We start from the raw sequence: 20,819 nt of genomic DNA on the forward strand, positions 1-20,819 counted from the left end.
CCGGGCATTCCAGTCCTCGTCCGGAACGAACCGGGACGCGGCCGCCCTGCCGCACCCCGCCTTCCGTAAAAAAGCCATGGATTCCCGCCTGCGCGGGAATGACACCGAGATAGCTTGGAGGGTCACACCCTAGAAATACCCCAGGCTCCTGAGCTGCCCCATCCGCTCCTCCTTGGCCGAATCCCGCCCCGAGCGTTCTCCCCGGCCCGACCGGACGGTGCAGGGCATGCAGCCCAGGGATCGGTAACCCTGGTCGTAGAGGCTGCACCACGGGACGGCCTCGCGCACCATGAAGGTCCAGACATCAAGCTCCGTCCATTCCAGAATGGGCAGGGCCCGGACGTGATCGCCGTGATCCTCCAGCCATGGCCGGTCGGCCCGGTCCGGGTTCTCATCGGCGCGCACGCCGGTCAACAGGGCCGGAATCTTGAGCCGCGCGACGGCCTCGTTCAGGGGACGGATCTTCAGGTCGCCGCAGCATTGCACCGGATCCACCGCAAGCGGATAGCGGACCAGATCGACATCGGGCCGCACGATATGCAGCTCGATACCCCACTCGCCAGCCAGCCGATCACGAAATGCCAACACTTCCGGGAACTTGCATCCCGTATCAAGGTTCAGGGCCCGCACCGGCGCAGCAGCGACATGTTCGCGCAGCACCTCCCGCCACAGGGCCAGCACCACGGTCGAATCCTTGCCTCCGGTCCAGCCCACGGCCGTGCCCGGGCCGAAGCGTTCCAGCACCTCGATCATGCGCGCCCTGGCAAGGGCCGTTTTTTCGGAGAGAATCATGCCCCGTCCCGCCCCGGGCCAATCAAGCCCCGTGCGCATTCCAAAAATGAGCGCATCATTCCTGCCCTTGTTTTTTGAACGGAAGTTCAATGATGAAACGCGTCCCCCGGCCAGGCTCGGATTCGACCTCCATGGTGCCGCCGTGCCCCTTGGTGACGATGAAGTAGGACACCGAAAGCCCCAGGCCCGTACCCTGGCCAGGCGGCTTGGTGGTGAAGAAAGGCTCGAAGATGCGACGGCTGATCTCCGCATTCATACCGGGCCCGTTGTCCTCGATCTCGATCCTGACCCGATCGCCGACTCTGGACGCCCGTATCTCAAGGCGCGGATTCTCGACGGGTGGGGTGGCCTCGGCCATGGCCTGGGCCGCGTTGCGCAGAATGTTCAAAAACACCTGCTCGATCTCCGTTTCGGTGCAGGCCAGCTTGCCCAGCCCTTCCTCGACGGAGATGCGCAAATCCATTTTCTTGAAGTCGTAGAACTTTTTCAGATCGTAATCATTCCTGGCCAAAGTCAGGGAGTGTTCGATCAGGGTCTGCAGATCGCACTGGGAGCGGCCCGATTCCGCCAGTCTGCTGAAATCGAGCATGCGCCGGATAATCCCAGCCGCCCGCGTGGCCGCTTCCTGAATGTCCGTGATGAAGAGGTCGAGCTTGCGGGCGCGCATGTACCGGGCCATGAGCTCCATATCCAGCCCGATGGTCTGGGCAACCTGGGTGTTCTTGGAAAAATCGGGCCGCGTGCGGCGCACCAGGTTGTGCGACGCCTGCAGGATGATGCCCAGGGGATTGTTGATCTCGTGGGCGATGCCCGCGGCCATGCCCCCCACCGAGCGCATCTTCTCACTCTGGATCATGACCTCGCGCAGCTTCTTCATCTGCGTCATGTCGCGCAGTACGGCCAGCAGATGCGGCACCCCGTCGAGCGTCAAAGTCTGGCAGGTCATGGCGCTGACCACGGTGGAGCCGTCCTTGTGCAGGGCTTCGAATTCAAAGTCGCGCAGAAAGCCTTCACGGGCAAGACGCCTGTAAATTTCCTCGCGCTCGCCGGGATTGCGATAAATGCCCAGTTCCAGGAGCGTCTTGCCCAGGGCCTCTTCACGGCTGAAGCCGGATATGCTCGTGAAGGAATCATTGACGTCAACAAGGCGTCCGCTCTCGACGTTGAGCAGCACGATGGCATCGGGCGAGAGGCGGAAAAGCTGAGAGAATTTTTCCTCGGACTGACGGAGCCGCTCCTCGGCCAGACGCCGCTCGGTGACATCGGTGTGCGTCCCGCTCACAAGCAGGGGCCTGCCGTCGGCATCGCGCTCGATGACATCGCCGCGCCCCAGAACCCATCTCCACTCCCCATCCTTTGTGTGCATGCGGAATTCAAAGCTGTACGATTTGCCCCCGTTGGAATTCACGACGGCCTGAATCCGCTCGTACGCCTGCTGAAAATCCTCGGGATGACAAAGATCCTTCCAGGTCTGGAAGGTCATGGGCAGTTCCTGATCCTCGTAGCCGAGCATCTCGTACCAGCGCGGGCTGAAATAGGCCTGACCGGTGTCGAAGGACCATTCCCAGATGCCGTCGGAGCTTGCCAGAACGGCGCGGGAAAGCCGCCGCTCGCTTCGGGCCAGGGCCTGATGCGCCTCATCGAGGTCGCGGTAGGAGCTGTTCAGACGCACCAGCAACTCCTGGAAGGCCAATCCCAAATTCGCGATTTCCTCGTCAGCCTTCAGCACGGGCACGTTGAATGTACGCGTCTGGCTGTTCATCTCCCGCATGGACGCGCCCAGCTTGCGCAGGGGATTGACCACCGACTTGCGCAAACGGCGACGCAGCAGCAACTGCGTACAGAGCAGGGTCATGACCAGGATGCTGAACATGTAAGCCAGAAAACTGAGCGTCTGTTTGCGCAAAAGAGACAGATCGTAGTCGAGGCGTAGCCACCCGATGGTTTCTCCCGCCGCGATGATCGGCCGGATGAAGCGCAAGGCCGAGAAGTCATGATCAAAGGCATAACCCCGGACATGATCCCAACCGTCGATGTCGATCGGCGTAGAAACCTCCGTGGCCGCACCCCGCGAGGCCGCGGCCAGGGGAAGCCCCCGCGCATGGTACAACTCGACCCGCAACACGTCCTCGACCAGGCTGAGCTCTGCCAGACGCATGTCGAGGGCCAGGATGCGCCGCTCGAAAAGCTCGTTGGCCAGGCTGTCCTGTTCCCTGGCGACCAGGGTGTCGAGAATGCGGCAGACGATGTGGATGTTGTCGTCCTTCCATCGAACCAGCATGAAACTGCCCAGGGCGACAAAGAGGACCGCGATCACGGCAAAAGTGATCAGGATGTCCTGGTTCATGCGCTGGGAAATGCTTTTGTTCATCGATCGGCATCCACGCTCTTGACGAATTCGACCTTGTCGGGGGTGATGCGCAGGACGACCAGGGATTTCTGGGGATCGCGCGAATTCTTGAAGGTGATGAGCCCCGTCACGCCCGGATACTTTTCGGTGGCGGCCAGGGCGTTTCGGATGGCGGCCGGAGAATCGCCGCCGGCACGCAGGATCGCGTCGGCCAACAGGCCCATGGCGTCATAGGCGTTGGCGTTGCCGGCATCGATCATCTGCAGGGCATTCGGCCCGAACTCCTGATAGAGGAGGGCCAGAAATTTTTGGCCGGCTTCCGTCCCGGAATCGGGGTGCCAGTGGGAAACATAATAGTTTTCGCCCTTCGCCGGGTCGAGATATGGGTAGTGCTCCAGAGCAGTCCATCCATCCCCACCCAGAACAGGCATGTCCAAACCCGCACTGCGGGCCTGCTTGAGGAACAATCCCGAATCGCGGGTGAAACCGGCCACCAGGATCAGATCCGGAGATTTCTCGCCAATGACGCGGACCTGCTCATCAAAGTTCATGGCGTTCTGAAGATAGCGCAACTGCGATTCGACCTTGCCTCCATGCGCGGCGAAACGCTCGATGAAACCCGAGCTCAGCCCTTCGCTGTAGACGTCTCCGGCGATGGTCACCACAACGGCCCGCCGGGCTTTCAGATCGTCATACGCAAAGGCGGCCAGCGCCTTGGCCTGCAACGCGTCGGTATAGCAGACCCGGAAAATGTAATCCCCGATTTCGGTGACCTCCGAAGCGGTCGTGGTCGCGCCGAGCATGGGAATGCCCGCCTGCTGAAGCACGGGGCCCATGGACATGGCCTGCGAACTCCAGGAAGGACCGATGACGGCCGAAACCTTGGCCTTGACGGCGGCCTCGGCGGCCTGCCGCGCTCCAAGGGCCGTACTCCCGGTATCGAATTCGATCACCTCGACAGGGCGTCCAAGGAGCCCCCCTTCTGCGTTGATCTGTCCTGCCGCGAGCGTGACCATGCGATAGTTGGGGGAATTTTCCTCCGCGCCCGGCCCGGTCTTGGCAAAAATGCTTCCGATCCTGATCGGCTGGACCGACTGAGCCTGACAAGTGGTGGACATCAAGAAAAAAACAGCCGCCACGACCACGGCACGGATCATGAAATCCGTGGCATCAAGCCTCGAAGGCAAAACGCAATCCTTTGAAAACAATCCATTCCTGCGCACATGACTCATCATGATCACCCTCCGCATTGCCTACAGGCCCCCGCATGCTCACGAACATGGCTCAAGGCCGGACAATCTCAATTGAGTTGTCCTACATCGAAATACGTTACAAGCACCGACAAGCACAAGACCCGCGTACGACCAAATGTACGTACCGCGCACCCTGACGGCATCCTGCGTTGACACCGGCTCATTGTCATTGCAATGTGCTGAAAATTTAGCACAAACTCCATCAGCCCAAATCGCTCGACAAACCTCGCAGGCAGGCGCCATGAACACCTCCACCACACTCCCTTCCGACCAACGCGCCTCCGGCCTGCGCCGCAAAGTCGGCACCCTGCTGCTGGTCATATCGACGGCTGTCCTGCTGCTCTCCGTCGCGGTGGGGCAAAGGGTTCTGAACGATCTGACCACGGACTTGAGCCGCAGACTGGCCGTTGCCGAGGCGCAGCTTACCCGTGAAAAAATCCAGGCCCTGGTAGGCCGCGAACTGGCCATCGCACAGCGTTTCGCGGATCTCAGCGCCCTGAAGGACTGGCTGCTGAAAGAACAGGAGCCTTCGGCCCGCTCCCGTTTTCTGGCCGAGGCGGCGGGATTTCGCCAGGCCTTCGCCGACCAGACCTATTTCGTCATACACCACCGCACCCTGGCCTACTATTACGCCGATCCCAAAAGCCCAAGCGCCAGATACCGCTACACGCTGGATACGGACAAGGCGGCCGACGCGTGGTACTTTTCGACCATGGAAGTTCCGATCCCCTACACCCTGAACGTCAACCCCGACGCCACCCTGAAGGTGACCAACCTGTGGATCAACGTGCAGGTGCGCAACGCAGCGGGAATGCCCCTCGGGCTGGTCGGCACCGGCATGCAGCTGGACAGGTTCCTAAGGACCATGCTCGCCCCCCGTTCGGCCGGGGCCATGAGCTTCATCATCGACGGGCAGGGACGCATCGTGGCCCATCCGGATCCGGACAGGATCGAATATGGAGCCATGGGCAAGCAGGACACCGCCCGGACAGTTTTCGCCGAACTGAGCGAGAGTCGCGATCAAGAGGCGTTCGCTCGCGCCCTGGCCGAGACCGGACGCAGGGGCACGCAAGTGCTTCCGCTACAGGTCGAAACCAAGCAGGGCACGCGCATGATGGCCCTGGCGCATCTTCCGGAACTCGGCTGGACCGTGGTCAGCAGTGTCAATCCGGCGGCCGAGGGCATTTTGTCCTCGGACATCATTCGCCTGGCCCTGGCCGGAGGCGCGGTGATTCTGCTGCTGGTCATTCTGACCCTGACCCTGGGCTTTGACCGCCTTGTCCTGCATCCGCTGCTGGTCCTGACCGATTCGGCCCGCAGGATCGCCGAAGGGCGCTACGACACCCGGCTGCAATCGAGCCGGAACGACGAACTCGGAGCCCTGTCGCGCGCCTTCGACAGCATGGCATCCCAGGTCCAGGCGCACACCCGGGAGCTTGAACAGCGCGTGGCCGAACGCACGGCCCAGCTGGAGACAACCCATGCACGGCTGACGGACACGCATCGCCAGCTGACGGAGAGCATCCGCTACGCGAGCCTCATCCAGCGGGTCATCCTTCCGGACCGACAACTCTGCGAGCACCTGCGCGGACAGTATTTCGTGGTCTGGCATCCGCGCGACGTTGTCGGCGGCGATTTCTATCTGTACCGGGAACGGGCCGAGGGCTGTCTGTTCGGGGTCATCGACTGCGCCGGTCACGGAGTGCCCGGAGCCTTCATGACCATGATCGCTCACGCGGCCCTGGAACGCGCTACCCTGGAACAGAGCTGGAACAACCCGGCCGCGCTGCTTGAGAGCGCGGACAAGGCCGTGCGCGCCATGATGCCGGACACCAAACGCCTGGAGCGCCTGGCCACGTCCATGGACATCGGGCTGTGCTACGTTGAATGGGAAACCCGCAAGGTTCATTTCGCCGGAGCCCACATCGACCTCTTCACGGCCAGGGGAGCACAGGTCGAGCATTTCCGGGGAGACCGGGGCGGAATCAACGACCGCCGGTCCAGAAGCTTCACCTGCCGAACACTGGACCTTGAACCGGACACCGTTTTTTATCTTGTCACGGACGGAATTCTGGACCAATCCGGGGGACAAAGAGGCTTGCCTTTCGGTCGAAGCGGCTTCGTGAACTGGCTTGAAGCCCACTCGGGCCTTGCGCTCGAAACCCAGGAAAAGGCCCTGACCACCGCCCTGCAAGAATACCGTGGAGATTACCCGCAACGCGACGACATCACCGTGCTGGCCTTTCGTTTCGACCAAACGCCGGCTGATTCCTCCAAGGAGACCGCTTCATGAGCACACCCGACCTTTACGACCTGCGCGAAATTTTTGATCGTCAACAGATCATGGTCTGCTTCAACGGCCCCATCAACGCCGCCCTGATCGAGGAGATCGGCCGCGCCCTGCGCGATTACCTCAACCATCAGCAGGAAGCGCCCAGTGCCGTGGCCGACATTTTTTCCGTTTATATAGAAATGACCCAGAACATCCGTCGTTACGCGGACCAGCATCCGAAACTGACCGGCGCGGCCAGCGCGGCCATCGTCGTGTCCCGCGAGGATGAACATTACGTGATCAGCGCGGGCAATGTCGTCACCCGCGAGGACGGAGCCACCCTGAAGGATCGCGTGGACGGACTGGCGGTCCTGGACCGCGCCGCGCTCAAGGCCCTCTTCAAGACCCAGTTGCGCCAGCCGCGCGAAGGCTTGAACGGCAGCGCGGGTCTGGGGATCATCGACATGGCCCGCAAGGCCTCGCGGCCCCTGACCGTCACGGTGCGCGACATCGACGCGACGCGAAGCTTCCTGAGCCTGCGCGTCGTACTGTAGAAAGACTCAAAATAAGTACGAGAAAAGCATGAACAATCTAGATATCGCCCAGACACCCAGCACCCCGATGGTCCGCGCCGACAACGAGCAGGGACGTGTCTTCATGGCCGGAGATTCATATCCCGAGAATCCCTTTGAATTCTTTCAGCCGATCATCGACTGGATCGATGATTTTCTGAAGAATGACGACCGCCCCCTGGCCTTCGACCTGGAACTGATCTATCTCAACACCAGTAGCATCCGGGCCATGATGGACATCTTCGACCGCCTGGAGGAATCCCACCAGGGCGGACGACCGGTCAGCGTCGCCTGGAGCTATGATCCGGAAAACGAACGCGTCGGCGAACTGGCCGAGGAATTCAAGGAAGACTGCACCTTTCCCTTCACCATCGCCCCGAGGTCATGAACATGACGCAGTGTCCGCCCGAAGACAGCCTTGAGCCGCGCATCGAGGCCATTCTCGCCGCTGACGCGCCTCCGGAGGGGTGGAAGAAGGCGCTTGAAACGCTCTTTGAGCGTTACCTCGACCAACAGCGCCTGCTGGACCGGCTGACCCACATCGCGGACCGTTTTCAGGCCGCCGAACGCGAACGCAGCCAAGGCTATCTGGCCAATTACGAAAAGAAAGTCCGGCAGCTGGAAAAAATCGTGCGCATCAGCGACCAGTACCAGACCATGCTGCATCAGCTCAAGGAACGCCTGGAGCACGCCTCCAACTACGATTCCCTGACAGGCCTGCCCAACCGCCGCTACATGACCATGCGTCTGGAGGAAGCCGCTTCCCGGGCAACGCGGAAGCCCGACGGCGGATTCGCGGTCATGATCGCGGACATCGACCATTTCAAGGAAGTGAACGACAACTTCGGACACGCCGCCGGAGACCAGTTGCTCCAGGCCGTGGCCCGGGCCCTGGAACTTTCGCTGCGTGAATACGACCTGTGCGCGCGCTGGGGCGGAGAGGAATTTCTGTTCCTCTTCCCGGCCTGCGACGCAACCAGCGCTCCGGTCGTGGCGGAACGGCTGCGCCAGTCCGTGATCGGGGCTCAAAGAATCCGCGACGAAATTCCCGCCCCCACGGTCAGCATCGGCTTCACGATTCACAGGCCCGGAGAACCCGTGGACACGACCCTGCTGCGCGCGGACCAGGCCCTCTACAAGGCCAAGGACGCCGGGCGAAACTGTGCCGTCGGGGAGTGAGCTTGACAGCCAATCCCGCTTGTCCTAGCCAGAAATCAGTTTTTGCAGGGGTGGCGAGGAGCCTGAGATGATACCCGTTGAACCTGATCTGGATCATGCCAGCGAAGGGAATTGCAAGACTTGAGGCCCTGACAGGCCAATCCCCCCATTCCTCGCCCCTGCTGACCCAAATATCAACAGCAGTGCGAGGTGCACCGTGTCCGATTTTGCCCGCAAGGCCGCAGACAACCTGCGCGCCCTCAGACAGACCAAACCGCTTATTCACAACATCACCAATTTCGTGGTCATGAACTACACCGCCAACGCCCTTCTGGCCTGCGGCGCGTCTCCGGTCATGGCCCATGCCGAAAATGAAGTCGAAGAGATGGTTGCCTACGCTGGGGCGCTGGTGCTGAACATAGGCACGCTGACCGATGTCTGGGTGGCGGCCATGCTCAAGGCCGGACGCAGGGCCACGGCGCTCGGCAAGCCCATCATCCTCGATCCGGTGGGCTCCGGGGCGACGACCCTGCGCACCGAGACCGCAAAATCCATCCTGGCCTGGACAAAGGTCAGCGTGGTGCGTGGCAACGCCTCCGAGATTCTGTCCCTGGCCGGACAGAACGCGGCCACCAAGGGCGTGGACTCCACTGACTCCATCGAGGACGCGGCCAAGGCCGCCGGAGCCCTGGCCCGCGAACTGGGCACCACCCTGGCCATCACCGGACCCACCGATCTGGTCACCGACGGACGACGCACGCTGGTCATCGAAGGCGGGCACTCGCTCATGCCCTGCGTCACGGGCACGGGCTGCTCGGCCACGGCCCTGGTCGGCGCCTTCCACGCGGTGGACCCCGATCCCGTCTCCGCCGCCGCCTCGGCCCTGGCCTTTTTGGGGGTGGCCGGAGAGAGGGCGGGAGCGCTGGCCGCCGGCCCCGGCTCCTTTCAGATCCATCTTCTGGACGCCCTCTTCAATCTCACACCCGAGGACCTGGCCAGGGAATGCCGCATCCGCGAGGAACACCATGCCTGATCTGTCCCTGTACCTGGTCACGGACCGAGAGCTGTCTCTTGGCCGCTCCACTTTGGACATCGTCCGCGCCGCCGTGGCCGGGGGAGTGACCTGCGTGCAGCTGCGGGAAAAACGCTGCGCGACCCGCGAATTCGTGGCCGAAGCTCGGGCCGTGCGTGAATTGCTGGTCGGAACCGGCGTCCCGCTCATCATCAACGACCGCATCGACGTGGCCCTGGCCGTAAGCGCCGACGGCGTGCACCTGGGCCAAACCGACATGCTCATCGCCGACGCCCGTCGCTTGACGGGTCCGGACATGCTCATCGGCATCTCGGCCGAGTGCGTGGCGGACGCGATCCGCGCCCAGGCCGAAGGCGCGGACTATGTGGGCATAAGCCCCGTCTTTGCCACCCCGACCAAAACCGACACAGCCCCGGCGCTGGGCCTTGACGGCGTGGCCGCCATCCGCGCGGCCGTGTCCCTGCCCCTGGTCGGCATCGGCGGCATCGGCCCGGACAACGCGGCCGAAGTCATCCGCGCCGGATGCGACGGCATCGCCGTGGTCTCGGCCATCGTCTCCGCCCCTGATCCAAAAGAGGCTGCCTCTCGACTCAGAACCATCATCCGCGCAGCCAAGGAGCTTTCATGAACCAGCGCAAATATCACCGCGTACTGACCATCGCCGGATCCGACAGCGGGGGCGGGGCCGGAATCCAGGCCGACCTCAAGACCATCGCGGCCCACGGCTGCTATGGGGCCAGCGTCATCACCGCCCTGACCGCCCAGAACACCCTGGGCGTGACCGGCATCCACGCCGTGCCCGTCGAATTCGTGGCCGCGCAGATGGACGCGGTGCTTTGCGACATCGGGGCCGACGCGGTGAAGATCGGCATGCTCTTCTCCCCGGAACTGATCCGCACCGTGGCCAGGGGGCTGGCCAGGCACGGGGTGGGGATCATCGTGCTCGACCCGGTCATGGTCGCCCAGAGCGGCGACAAGCTGTTGCAGGACGAAGCCATCGACGCCCTGAAGTCGGAACTCATCCCCATGGCCACGCTCATCACGCCCAACCTGCCCGAAGCCTCGGTGCTGCTCGGGCGGGACATCGCCACGCAGGCGGTGGCCATGGAAGCGCTGGCGGACCTCGCGGCCATGGGCAGGGGGAGCGTGCTGGTCAAGGGCGGGCATCTGGAGTCGGGCGACAGCGACGACATCCTCTACATCGGGCCGGAAAAACGCGTCGTGACCCTGCCGGGCGTACGCATCCAGACCCGCAACAACCACGGCACGGGCTGCACCCTGTCCTCGGCCATCGCCTCGAACCTGGCCAAGGGCGAAGACATGGAAACGGCCGTGCGCAACGCCAAGGAATACATCAGCGAAGCCATCCGGGCCGGAGCCGCCTACGTCATCGGCCATGGACACGGGCCTGTGCATCACTTCCACCGGTTCTTCAAATAGCCGTGCACGCTCCCGCCACCGCGCAGGCCGCGCCAGGCATCGCCCTTGAAGGCATCTCCCTCGATTTCGAGGGCCGACCGCTGTTCGCGGACCTGAATCTGACCCTCGGGGGCGGCCGGACGACCTGCATCCTGGGCCCGAGCGGATGCGGCAAATCGACCCTCCTGAAGCTCATGGCCGGTGCTCCAAACCTCGACTTTTCCGGGCAGGTCCGTTTTGGCTCCGGCGGGACAGCCTCGGCACAGGTGGCCTGGATGAGCCAGAACGACCTGCTCCTGCCCTGGCTGACCCTGCGGGACAACGTCCTGCTCGGAGCCAGGCTCCGGGGCGAACTCTCACCCGAAAAGCGGGCCAGGGCCCTGGAACTGATCCACGAGGCGGGCCTGACCGGATACGAGGGCAAACTGCCGGAAGCCCTGTCCGGAGGCATGCGTCAGCGCGGAGCGCTCCTGCGCACCCTCATGGAGGAGCGCCCCGTCATCCTCATGGACGAACCCTTCTCCGCCCTGGACGCCCTGACCCGCGTGCGGCTGCAGAACCTTTCAGCGCGCCTGACCGCTGGCGCGACCGTGGTACTGGTCACCCACGATCCCATGGAGGCCCTGCGCCTGGGCCACGAAATCATCGTGCTCGGGGGCACGCCGGTGCGCGTGCTCGAAACCATGAAGCCCACAGGGCCGCCCCCGCGCGAGGCTGGAAGTTCCGAAGTGACCGGACTGTACGCGGGGCTGCTCAGACGTCTCATGAACGGAGATGCGGCATGAACTTCTTGCGTCCCCTCATCCTTGCGACAGGCTTTGTGATCCTGTGGCAGGTTCTGGTCATCCTGACCGGGGCTCCGCCGTACATCCTGCCCGGCCCCCTGCCCGTCGCCACGGCCCTGATCGAAAAATTCCCGCTGCTCCTCTCGCACTTGGGCACGACCCTGGCCGAGATCCTGCTCGGTCTGGCCCTGGGCACAGTCCTTGGAAGCAGCGCGGCCCTGGTCATGATCCTCTCGCCGCTGCTGAAGCGCTGGATGCTGCCCGTGCTGGTGATCAGCCAGGCCATCCCGGTCTTCGCCCTGGCTCCCATCCTGGTGCTGTGGCTTGGCTACGGCATGGCCTCCAAAGTTGCCATGGCGGTGCTGATCATCTTCTTCCCGGTGGCGTCATCCTTTTACTCGGGCATGCAGCGCACCGAGCCAGACCTGCTGGAGCTGGCCCGCATCATGGGCGCAAGGCCCCTGGCCGTGCTGCGCACCATCATCATCCCCTCGGCCCTGCCCGCCTTCGCGGCAGGCCTGCGCGTGGCCACGGCCGTGGCGCCCATCGGAGCCGTGGTCGGGGAATGGGTCGGGTCCAGCGCGGGCCTTGGCTTCTACATGCTCCACGCCAACGCCCGCATGCAGATCGACGTCATGTTCGCGGCCCTGACCGTTCTGGCGGCCACGTCCTTGGCGCTCTATTTCATAATCGACCGGCTGCTGGCCAGACTGGTTTACTGGCAGCCAAGACATGGGATGCAATGAAGACAAATGCTCACGCATGGGACATCCCCGCGCAGATGGGGATTCATGCCTTTCTGGCCTTGGCGAAGATGGATTCCCGCCTGCGCGGGAATGACCCTGATAAGGGCGCGAAACCTTGGTGCTGTAGCATGAAAACAAAAATTCCGCCGTGCTTTGCTCCCACCGCTGCCCAGCGAGTCGTGTCGCTCCGGACGGGGAGCCAGGCTGGTTTACTGGCAACCAAGACATGGGATGCAATGAAGACAAATGCTCACGCATGGGACATCCCCGCGCAGATGGGAATTCATGCCTTTCTTGCCCTGGCGAAGATGGATTCCCGCCTGCGCGGGAATGACCCTGATAAGGACGCAAAACCTTGGCGCGTAGCATGAAAACAAAAATTCCACCTTGTTTTGCTCCCACCGCTGCCCAGCGAGTCGGGTCGCTCTGGACGGGGAGCCAAGCTGCTTTTCTGGTAGCCGAGACATGGGATGCAATGAAGACAAATGCTCACGCATGGGACATCCCCGCGCAGATGGGGATTCATGCCTTTCTGGCCCTGGCGAAGATGGATTCCCGCCTGCGCGGGAATGACCCTGATAAGGGCGCGAAACCTTGGTGCCGAAGCATGAAAACAAAAATTCCACCTTGTTTTGCTCCACCGCTGCCCAGCGAGTCGGGTCGCTCCGAGCGGGGGCCGGCAACTGTCTGACTGAGCCAGGCATCGTTTGTTTTCCCGTCGCGGCCGTCCAAAGCGCTATCCGTTGTCCGGCAGGAGCGACGGGAAAACATTACGAGGCCCGCGAAGGAGTTTTGGCGGCCCCCCGCCCGGAGCGACCCGACTCGCGTCCGCGCTACCACCAACCCTCCCCGACCAGAACAATCCGACTCACGCCCGCACTGCCACAAACCTTTTCACATTCTCCAAACCATAAGGATACCCACATGAAAAAAATCGCCCTCATCCTCGCAACCCTCCTCCTCTGCGCCACCCAGGCCCAGGCCGAAAAGCTGACCGTGCTGCTGGACTGGTTCGTCAACCCCGACCACGCGCCCCTTTACGTGGCCCTGGAGAAAGGCTTCTTCAAGGATCACGGCCTTGAGGTGGAAATCATCGCGCCTTCCAACCCCAACGACCCGCCCAAGCTCGTGGCCGCCGGGAAGGCCGACATTGCCGTGTCCTACCAGCATCAGCACCAGATGCAGGTGGCGGAAGGCCTGCCCCTCACGCGCATCGCCACTTTGGTGGCCACGCCGCTCAACTCCCTGGTCGTGCTTGAGGATGGGCCCATCAAGTCCATCGCCGACCTGAAGGGCAAGACCGTCGGCTATTCCGTGGGCGGATTCGAGACCGCGCTCTTGAAGGTGATGCTCGAAAAAGAGGGCCTGACCATGGCCGACGTCAAGCTGGTCAACGTCAATTTCTCCCTGTCCCCGTCGCTGTTCACGGGCCAGACCGACGCGGTCATCGGTGCGTTCCGCAACTTCGAACTGAACCAGATGGATATCGAGGGGCGCCCTGGACGGGCTTTTTTTGTGGAGGAATACGGAGTGCCCGCCTACGATGAACTGATCCTCGTGGCGTCCAGCAAGAACGTGACGGCCCCCAAGCTGCGCGCCTTTGTCGATGCCTTGGAGGAAGGGGTGCAGTACCTGATCAATCATCCCGAGGAGAGCTGGAAGCTCTTCGTCTCCGGCGAGCGTTCCAGCCTGGACGACGAACTGAACCGCCGCGCCTGGCGGGACACCCTGCCCCGCTTCGCCCTGCGCCCAGGGGCTCTGGACAACAAGCGCTACATCCGCTTCGCGGAATTTCTGATGCGTGAAGAGATCGTGACCAATGTGCCCGAGCTTGAGACATGGGCGGTGGAATTGCGCTGAGCGGACCGACAGACCCTATCCTGAATGAACGAAGCCGGGCGGCAGCTGAATCGCTGCCGCCCGGCTTCGTTTATTGACCGGAAAGAAAAATCCCGGACAAGGCGCCTAAAACTCGCGCTCCCGCGAAAAGAAAGCTCCTCCCAGCATGATCACGCCGAAGATGACAAGGTAGGCCACAACGGCCATGCCATGCGAAAAACAGGCGGCGAACATCATGAACAGGCTGCCGAATATCGCCAGAGAGGGCATGACGTAGCGCTTGAACACCGAAAGATCGGCTTCCTTTTTCATGAACACCACGAAAATCGGGATGTACAGGGCATAGATCGTGACGATCGGAAGTTCCGAGGGATCGAAGCAGAAAAACCCGAACCACGGTTTGGTGAGGTTCGCCCCGTAAAAGTACACCAGCCAGAATGCGGACAGCAGCAGCCCAAGCACGGCGGAGTTGGTGGGCATGTTCGTGGCGTTGTCGATCTGCTTGTACATGAACGGACGCGGACCCTGGTTTCTGGCGGAGATGGAGTAGATGCCGCGCGTGCATCCGAGCATCAGGCCATTCAGGGTACCAAGGCAGGAAATGATGACAAAGACGAAGATGAGCGTTCCACCAAGGCTTGAAAAGACGGTCTCGAAGGCCAGCTTGGCGCCTTCCTGGCCGCCTTCCATGAGGGTCTGGTGGTGACCGCGCCCGCCAGGCCGACGTAGTACAGTATGTACACGACCATGACCGTGAAGGTGCCCACCATCAGAGCCAGGGGGAGATTCCTCTTGGAATCCCGGAGCTCCGCGTTGATGCTGGTGGCGATGATCCAGCCCTCGTAGGCAAAGGACGTGGCCACGACGGCGGTGAATATCGCGATGACCGGATCGACTTCGACCACGGAAGTGGTGAAATTCTGCATTATCATGCCGTTGTCCAGGCCGAAGACGGTGCCGACCACCGCCATGAGCAACAGCGGGATGAGCTTGATCACGGTCGTGGTGACCTGAAATTTTCCGGCCAGGACGGGCGACAGCGCGTTCAGGGCGTAGCTGGCCACCAGAAAGAAGCCGGAGATGGTCATGCACTCGCCCCCGGTGATGTCCCATCCAAAAAGCACGGCCGTGTAGCGGGCCGAGACCCAGGCCAGGACGGCGGTCAGGGTCGGATAGTAAATGAGGGCCATGAACCAGCCGACGTAATAGCCGTACTTCTTGCCCATGGCGGCCTCGGCGTAGTCGACGATGCCATTCACCCGCTCATACTTGGTGGCCATGAGAGAGAATGTGTAGGCGCAAGAGATCATGATGAATCCGCCGATGATCCAGGCAAGAATCCCGAGAGGCAGATTGCCGCCGGTGGCGGTGAGAATTTTTTCCGCCTTGAAAAAGACGCCGCTGCCGATGACAATGCCTACGACCATCGCAATCGCGGTAAAAAGGCCGAACTTTTTGTTCAACTCAGATCCCATTGTCCCATTCTCCTTATCGTTTCAGAATCAATGCTTCCTGCAAAATAATATATTATCGAAAAAATATTGTCTGTTGGCTCATGCAACGCCTTTTTAAGACACTGCAACCGCTTCATGGATAAAATCCAATAGCCGAATTATCCAAACGTCATGCTTTCGTGGAGACAATTCTCAAAGTCTGAAGCGGTCCATTGGACAAAAGATGCAGAGGGGCCGTAACCGATGAAGGAGACATTGTAAACGCGGATAATGCATAAAAATATTTCGATGCCGCAACCTCTCGATTTCAAAAAATTTCAAGGGGCCTGGCTCTTGCCGCATGGAGGCCCATCCCCGCGAGCATGACCTTTGCATCCACAGAAGCCTGGTGGGTAAAGAATTCTCGCCTTACGGCCGATAAGAAGGGAAATAGGCAATTTTCCAAGGAGCGAAGATCATGAACGTGCAAGGCGCTGGAAATCAGCAAGCATGGATGACGGTCAACCATGTCGAACGCAAGAATAACGCCACGGAAAAGCCGGTCAAAACAGCCGAAATGGAGCTCACCCCTCCGCCCGCCACCGGCGACGGGCAAGAGAGCAAAGGGGTGATTCGCCTGTTGCAGGCCGGACATTTCCAGGGAGTGGCTGACGTGCGGCTGCGCATCAATTTTCACGACGAGCTCCAGCAGGTCGCCGCGCAAAATGCAGCCAACGACTTCGAAGGCGCAAGCACTGAACTTTTTGGCGATCTGGCCGCAAGACTGGGCGTTCTCGGAGAAGAGCACGGCCTGTCCGGGCAGGCCGAGGAGCTGGCCGGAGCCTTTTCGGCCGATATCGAGCAATTGCTCGAAGAGGCGAAGGCCGAACAGACGCCGCTGTCCACCACACTTTCGGACATAAACTCCAGGTTTTCCGAGCTGCTTGAATCGCTGCAAGGAGCCTTCGCCGGACTGGCTGCGGCTGCCGTGCCGCAAGAGCAGGAGGGCACCGAACCGGAGCTGGCCGAGCTGCTTGAAAATGAAGGCGAACTCGCTTCCGAGGAACAGCTGCCAGGACAGGTAGCAGCGGATATGGAGGAAGCGCCGACGGAGGAAACTGGGGAAGAAATTGCCGAAACCGAGAATCCCGGCCTCACGGCCTTCAAGGCCGAGATGCAGGAACTTGAGGCTTGGTTCACGCAAAGCCTGACCGCGCTGCACGGCGATGTTACAGCCGCCGCCGAGTTGCCGCCACTGAGCGAGCCCCGGGGCAACGGCGCGGCCTACGCCAAATTTCTGGAGATATACAGGAACATGAACACGGGCGCAGAAAGCACCGGAGCGCAGTCCGAGACCCCACTCGATGAGCTGAACGCAGAGGTCTAGACGAGGTCGGGCTCACGCCCCCCATGCACGGGCGGCCGCGCGTCTTTCACGATGCACGGACGCCCTTTTTTATCGACTGCCCGGCACGAATCAGCGCCAACGCGCCGCCCTCTTGCCCTGGCGCTGTTCCGGAAGCTGCGCGGCCAATGTCCGACAACATGTTGGCATTGTGATAAAAAACGCATATGCGTCTGAAAAAAACAACGCCTTTTTCAGGACGTTGCCATCACGCGTTGCCGGACAGCGCCGCGCACGCAACCTTTCGCCAATTTTCCACACGCGGAGCTCAACATGTCTGAAAACAGAAAATACAACAGAACCGCAAGCCTCCAGCGCTGCGCTATCGTTTCCCCATCTCTGGACACCCCCTGCCCGGCCAGGATCATCAATCAAAGCCCGGATGGCCTGCTGCTTGAAATGGATTGCGAGATTCCCGTGGGGGACGTACCCGTGAACATCTATCTTGCCGACGAGTTGAGGGGAACCGTGGACTACGAGAGCAGCACCTTTCTGACAGGTTTCATACGCTGGTGCAAAAAAGAAGAAGGAGGATGGTCCGGCTTTTTTCAGGCGGGCGTGCAACTTGTGACCACTGCGCCGCGAAAGGACTGGAGATAGACATGCGCCTCTAAGATATCCGGGGCCGCTCGGCATTTCCTGAAAGCAGGCATCGGATCAACAAATCTTCGGCCCATGCCCGGCCAGCGCCGTAAACCCCGCGCCGGGCCATCAGGCCATTGCCGTTTTCACGCCTGATGCCCATCAAGGCCCTGACCCTTCAAATCATCGCAGCCCACGGTCGCGCACTTCGACAGCACGCACATGAACCCCTTGGCCGACAGACGCGAATAATTGGGAAACGGGAAAACCTTGCCGGGTCAGACCCTGATCGAGGTCACGCCCTTTGATCCGGCCTGCAAACGCGAGAGGATGTCCAGCACGCGCTCGTCCTGGGCGACAGAGGAGCTGTCGCCATCGGCTTTGTGCTTGGCCAGGCGGGCCTGAAACTCGGCCATCCAGTCCACGCGCCCCGATCCGTCGGCTGCCGTGAGCAGGTTCGAGGAACCCGCGAAGCTGGGATCAAAGCTCATGGTCGCATGATCGCGCAGACTGATCAGGCCATTGTCGTAGAGCATGGACGAGACCTTGGCCAGCTCGTCCCTGGTCATGGAACCTGGATCCACTTCCTTGCCGATCTGATGCCACAGGGACTCCTGCGCCGGAGCTGCGGTCATGGCGCTTCCGGTGGATTCGGGTCCGGGACGCTTCATTGCGTCGGCCAGGGAGCCTATGATCGAGAAGGCCGTCTTGGCGATGCCGAGGGCGGCCAGGGGTGCGATGCTCATGTGATACCTCCGGAAAAATCTTCCTGCATGAATATCATGGTGCAGAGATTGTTCCACCGAAAGGCTCAAAGCTGCCCGTCCGCATGGGACCAAAAAAAATGCCCCAGAGTTTTACTTGCCTGCCCTACACACGCAGAGTAGGCGAAGCCCTCAAACCACCCAAAAAATACCATGACAATACCAGCCCCACTCAAAATACGAGCCCTGCTCATTCTGGCCCTGCTCGCGGCCTTTCCGCCGCTGTCCACGGATATGTATCTGCCGGCCCTGCCCACCATGGTCGAGGCCTGGCAGACCACGGAAGCGATCATCAACCTGACCCTGGTCGGCTTTTTCATCAGCTTCAGCCTGGCCCTGCTCTTCTACGGTCCCCTCTCGGACCGCTATGGACGAAAGCCCGTGCTCCTGGGCGGCATATCCCTCTATGTCCTTTCCTGTCTGGTCTGCGCCCAAGCCCAGAGCCCCACGGCTCTGATCGTGGGGCGCATCCTGCAGGGTATGGGCGCGGCCTCGGCGGCAACCCTGTCCCTGGCCATGACCAAGGACTATTTCGTGGGCGCGGAACGCGAGCGGGCCTTGGCCCACATGGCCGTCATAGTTTCCCTGGCCCCCATGCTCGCGCCCGTGCTGGGCGGAATAATGCTCACCTTCGCCGACTGGTCCGCCATCTTCCTCGCCCAGATGGTCCTTGGCGTCGTGGCCATCTGTGGTGTCTGGAGACTCAAGGAACCGGCCCCGGCCACGACCCGCACCCTGGCCCAGGTCATGGGCGGCTACCTGCGGCTCATGTGCAACCTGCGCTTCATGACGCAATGCACCCTCATCGCCTTGGGCATGACCCCGCTTTTCTGCTTCATCGGCGGCTCTTCCTTCATCTTCGTGACCTATTTCGGTCTCAGCGAGCAGGAATACAGCTATTTCTTCGCCTTCAATTCAGCCGCGCTCATGCTCGGATTCTGGATCTGCGGCAGGCTGCTGAGGCGCATGCCCGGATTTCGCATCATCCTGTTCGGCTATGCCGGAATCCTGGTCAGCTCGGCGGTCCTGGCCCTGTGTTCCGGCCTCGGCCCCTGGGGCATGGCCGGGCCCATGGCCTGCCTGACCCTGAGCCTTGGCATGACGCGCCCGCCGAGCAGCAACTTCCTGCTCGAACAGGTCAAACAGGACGCCGGATCGGCGGCCTCCCTCATCATGTTCACGTATTTCGTGGGCGGTGCCACGGCCATGTGGTTCATCGCCCTGCCCTGGGACAACAAGATCCTGACCCTGGCCCTGGTGGGCGTTGTCACCAGCGCCCTGGTCTTGGTATTACTGCCGAGGCTGGGACGAGCGCCGCAGGAGTGATGATTTCTTTAATTAATGCTTGGCTGCCAAGATGCTCAGGAATGGTCTAGAGAGATTATTCATTGGCCGAATCCGCCACAAATCGCCGCCCCTTTCCGGTCAGGCGGTACTTCTGCAGACGGCTCCTTGGTTTGGAGGGGATGGTCATTTCAACCAGGCCTTCGGCCAACGCAGGCCCCAGATACCGCTCGCGGAACGATTTGCGATCCTTGAGCCCCAGGGCGGACTGCAGGGCTTCGCGGCTCATCTCCACACGAAGCGCCGCAAGAAGCTCGCCGACTTGGGGGGGGGTGACTTGGGGGGTGACGGAAGAACTCGTCTCCAGAATCATCTGAAACAAGAAAACCCGTCAAAGACGTTGTGTCCTTGACGGGTTTGTTGCTTAAGCTGGTGGGCCAACAAGGAATCGAACCTTGAACCTGCTGATTAAGAGTCAGATGCTCTACCAATTGAGCTATTGGCCCGGCGTGTTGAATCGGAATATGCAAATTATGTCAAAGTATTAGCTCTAAAACTTGCTTTGCGCCGACAACGAAAAGGCTTCTACGGTTTTCCAGGTTGCCCGTCAAGGGGAAAATTAGTGAATGGTGAATTGTCAGTGGTGATTGGAGAAAAAAGAGGGAGATTTTTAGCGCAACAATCTGAAATTAAAGATAATTTAACAAAACCCCAGACTATTCGGACCCAAAGACCACCCAGAGCGACCACCGCCCCGCCTTTGTCCACTCACCACTCACCATTCACTATTCACCATTCACTATTCACCATCCGCAAACAATCAAAGCAGATACTTAACGCCCTCGCAACCCGCCAGGGCGACGCCAAGGCTGTCGAGGATTTCACGGCTTTCGATGTGCATGCGTACGGTATAGGTCACGTAGGAACCATTGCGGGAGACGTTGCTGGCGCGGGGAGTTTCAGTGAAGCCATGACTTTTAATGACATCGAGGATGGCGGCGAAGGCTTCGTCGCTGCGCACGGCTATGATTTTGTACTCCCAGTGCAGGGGAAACTCGAGTTCCGGCTTATTCATGGGGGCTCCTTGTTGACGGATGTGTGCGGTACAGCTAGTCCAAGGACCAGCGTCCGT

23 protein-coding genes, 1 tRNA gene and 1 riboswitch are annotated in these 20,819 nt (G+C 61.2%); of the genes, 15 read left to right on the top strand and 9 right to left on the bottom strand.

Features of this window, described 5'->3' with window-relative positions; all coding sequences use genetic code 11:
• Positions 1-129: 129 nt before the first annotated feature.
• From BMZ40_RS09550 to BMZ40_RS09560, 3 genes are read right to left on the bottom strand one after another with little or no spacing between them, the layout of a single operon-like run.
• Positions 130-792 carry a phosphoadenosine phosphosulfate reductase family protein gene (locus BMZ40_RS09550; RefSeq protein WP_092374833.1) on the bottom strand — a complete coding sequence of 221 codons (663 nt, stop codon included), beginning with the start codon at positions 790-792 and terminating at the stop codon, positions 130-132.
• A gap of 55 nt (positions 793-847) precedes the next feature.
• Complete coding sequence (locus BMZ40_RS09555) at positions 848-3,163, bottom strand: PAS domain S-box protein (RefSeq protein ID WP_092374644.1); 2,316 nt, start codon at positions 3,161-3,163, stop codon at positions 848-850.
• On the bottom strand, positions 3,160-4,377 hold the full coding sequence (locus tag BMZ40_RS09560; protein ID WP_177193093.1) for an ABC transporter substrate-binding protein: 1,218 nt from the start codon (positions 4,375-4,377) through the stop codon (positions 3,160-3,162). The genes BMZ40_RS09555 and BMZ40_RS09560 overlap by 4 nt, the downstream gene beginning before the upstream one ends.
• Positions 4,378-4,636: 259 nt before the next feature.
• On the opposite strand from BMZ40_RS09560, the gene siaA reads away from it, so the two are divergent.
• From siaA to BMZ40_RS09615, 12 genes are all read left to right on the top strand, one after another.
• A complete protein-coding gene (siaA, locus tag BMZ40_RS09565; protein WP_177193094.1) occupies positions 4,637-6,688 on the top strand; it encodes a biofilm regulation protein phosphatase SiaA in 2,052 nt (683 codons plus the stop codon).
• The gene (gene siaB / locus BMZ40_RS09570) at positions 6,685-7,221 is read left to right on the top strand and encodes a biofilm regulation protein kinase SiaB (RefSeq protein ID WP_092374653.1); all 537 of its coding nucleotides are present in this window, start codon (positions 6,685-6,687) and stop codon (positions 7,219-7,221) included. Before siaA ends, siaB begins: the two co-directional genes overlap by 4 nt.
• Positions 7,222-7,249: 28 nt before the next feature.
• A complete protein-coding gene (gene siaC, locus BMZ40_RS09575; RefSeq protein ID WP_092374656.1) occupies positions 7,250-7,627 on the top strand; it encodes a biofilm regulation phosphoprotein SiaC in 378 nt (125 codons plus the stop codon).
• On the top strand, positions 7,624-8,418 hold the full coding sequence (gene siaD, locus BMZ40_RS09580) for a biofilm regulation diguanylate cyclase SiaD (RefSeq protein ID WP_218143758.1): 795 nt from the start codon (positions 7,624-7,626) through the stop codon (positions 8,416-8,418). Before siaC ends, siaD begins: the two co-directional genes overlap by 4 nt.
• Before the next feature lie 36 nt (positions 8,419-8,454).
• A riboswitch (TPP riboswitch) is annotated at positions 8,455-8,545 on the top strand.
• 69 nt (positions 8,546-8,614) lie between these two features.
• Positions 8,615-9,430 (top strand): hydroxyethylthiazole kinase, encoded by an 816-nt coding sequence (thiM, locus tag BMZ40_RS09585; protein ID WP_092374659.1) that lies wholly within the window; start codon positions 8,615-8,617, stop codon positions 9,428-9,430.
• On the top strand, positions 9,423-10,058 hold the full coding sequence (gene thiE / locus BMZ40_RS09590) for a thiamine phosphate synthase (protein ID WP_092374662.1): 636 nt from the start codon (positions 9,423-9,425) through the stop codon (positions 10,056-10,058). Before thiM ends, thiE begins: the two co-directional genes overlap by 8 nt.
• Entirely contained in the window at positions 10,055-10,870 is an 816-nt protein-coding gene (gene thiD / locus BMZ40_RS09595) for a bifunctional hydroxymethylpyrimidine kinase/phosphomethylpyrimidine kinase (RefSeq protein WP_092374665.1), read from the top strand. Before thiE ends, thiD begins: the two co-directional genes overlap by 4 nt.
• A gap of 2 nt (positions 10,871-10,872) precedes the next feature.
• A complete protein-coding gene (locus BMZ40_RS09600) occupies positions 10,873-11,634 on the top strand; it encodes an ABC transporter ATP-binding protein (protein ID WP_092374668.1) in 762 nt (253 codons plus the stop codon).
• On the top strand, positions 11,631-12,380 hold the full coding sequence (locus BMZ40_RS09605) for an ABC transporter permease (protein ID WP_092374672.1): 750 nt from the start codon (positions 11,631-11,633) through the stop codon (positions 12,378-12,380). The genes BMZ40_RS09600 and BMZ40_RS09605 overlap by 4 nt, the downstream gene beginning before the upstream one ends.
• Positions 12,377-12,751, top strand: a complete 375-nt coding sequence (locus BMZ40_RS09610; RefSeq protein WP_092374675.1) for a hypothetical protein — start codon at positions 12,377-12,379, stop codon at positions 12,749-12,751. The genes BMZ40_RS09605 and BMZ40_RS09610 overlap by 4 nt, the downstream gene beginning before the upstream one ends.
• Positions 12,748-13,071, top strand: a complete 324-nt coding sequence (locus BMZ40_RS19180) for a hypothetical protein (RefSeq protein ID WP_143075583.1) — start codon at positions 12,748-12,750, stop codon at positions 13,069-13,071. The genes BMZ40_RS09610 and BMZ40_RS19180 overlap by 4 nt, the downstream gene beginning before the upstream one ends.
• Before the next feature lie 233 nt (positions 13,072-13,304).
• On the top strand, positions 13,305-14,240 hold the full coding sequence (locus BMZ40_RS09615; RefSeq protein ID WP_092374678.1) for an ABC transporter substrate-binding protein: 936 nt from the start codon (positions 13,305-13,307) through the stop codon (positions 14,238-14,240).
• Positions 14,241-14,345: 105 nt separating this feature from the next.
• On the opposite strand, the gene BMZ40_RS20040 is transcribed toward BMZ40_RS09615, so the two are convergent.
• Together BMZ40_RS20040 and BMZ40_RS20045 are read right to left on the bottom strand one after the other, a co-directional pair.
• Positions 14,346-14,909, bottom strand: coding sequence for an amino acid permease (locus BMZ40_RS20040; protein WP_218143759.1), 564 nt, complete (start codon positions 14,907-14,909; stop codon positions 14,346-14,348).
• On the bottom strand, positions 14,801-15,694 hold the full coding sequence (locus BMZ40_RS20045) for an APC family permease (protein ID WP_218143760.1): 894 nt from the start codon (positions 15,692-15,694) through the stop codon (positions 14,801-14,803). The genes BMZ40_RS20040 and BMZ40_RS20045 overlap by 109 nt, the downstream gene beginning before the upstream one ends.
• A gap of 436 nt (positions 15,695-16,130) precedes the next feature.
• On the opposite strand from BMZ40_RS20045, the gene BMZ40_RS09625 reads away from it, so the two are divergent.
• Both BMZ40_RS09625 and BMZ40_RS09630 read left to right on the top strand, forming a co-directional pair.
• Complete coding sequence (locus tag BMZ40_RS09625) at positions 16,131-17,039, top strand: FUSC family protein (RefSeq protein WP_092374681.1); 909 nt, start codon at positions 16,131-16,133, stop codon at positions 17,037-17,039.
• A gap of 291 nt (positions 17,040-17,330) precedes the next feature.
• Positions 17,331-17,657, top strand: coding sequence for a PilZ domain-containing protein (locus tag BMZ40_RS09630; RefSeq protein WP_092374684.1), 327 nt, complete (start codon positions 17,331-17,333; stop codon positions 17,655-17,657).
• A 260-nt stretch (positions 17,658-17,917) separates the two neighbouring features.
• Here the strand turns inward: BMZ40_RS09630 and BMZ40_RS09635 are convergent, their stop codons facing one another.
• Positions 17,918-18,385, bottom strand: a complete 468-nt coding sequence (locus BMZ40_RS09635; protein ID WP_092374687.1) for a hypothetical protein — start codon at positions 18,383-18,385, stop codon at positions 17,918-17,920.
• A 171-nt stretch (positions 18,386-18,556) separates the two neighbouring features.
• Here BMZ40_RS09635 and BMZ40_RS09640 point away from each other — a divergent pair, with 171 nt between their 5' ends.
• Positions 18,557-19,729: a multidrug effflux MFS transporter gene (locus BMZ40_RS09640; RefSeq protein WP_092374690.1), complete on the top strand. Its 1,173-nt coding sequence runs from the start codon at positions 18,557-18,559 to the stop codon at positions 19,727-19,729.
• A 55-nt stretch (positions 19,730-19,784) separates the two neighbouring features.
• On the opposite strand, the gene BMZ40_RS09645 is transcribed toward BMZ40_RS09640, so the two are convergent.
• From BMZ40_RS09645 to BMZ40_RS09655, 3 genes are all read right to left on the bottom strand, one after another.
• Positions 19,785-20,060, bottom strand: coding sequence for a Fic family protein (locus tag BMZ40_RS09645; protein WP_342707890.1), 276 nt, complete (start codon positions 20,058-20,060; stop codon positions 19,785-19,787).
• A gap of 57 nt (positions 20,061-20,117) precedes the next feature.
• Positions 20,118-20,193: transfer RNA gene (locus BMZ40_RS09650), tRNA-Lys, on the bottom strand.
• A gap of 314 nt (positions 20,194-20,507) precedes the next feature.
• Positions 20,508-20,762: an HP0495 family protein gene (locus tag BMZ40_RS09655; RefSeq protein ID WP_177193095.1), complete on the bottom strand. Its 255-nt coding sequence runs from the start codon at positions 20,760-20,762 to the stop codon at positions 20,508-20,510.
• Positions 20,763-20,819 lie beyond the last annotated feature (57 nt).

The organism is Desulfomicrobium apsheronum, from assembly GCF_900114115.1.
Taxonomy (GTDB): Bacteria; Desulfobacterota; Desulfovibrionia; order Desulfovibrionales; family Desulfomicrobiaceae; genus Desulfomicrobium; species Desulfomicrobium apsheronum.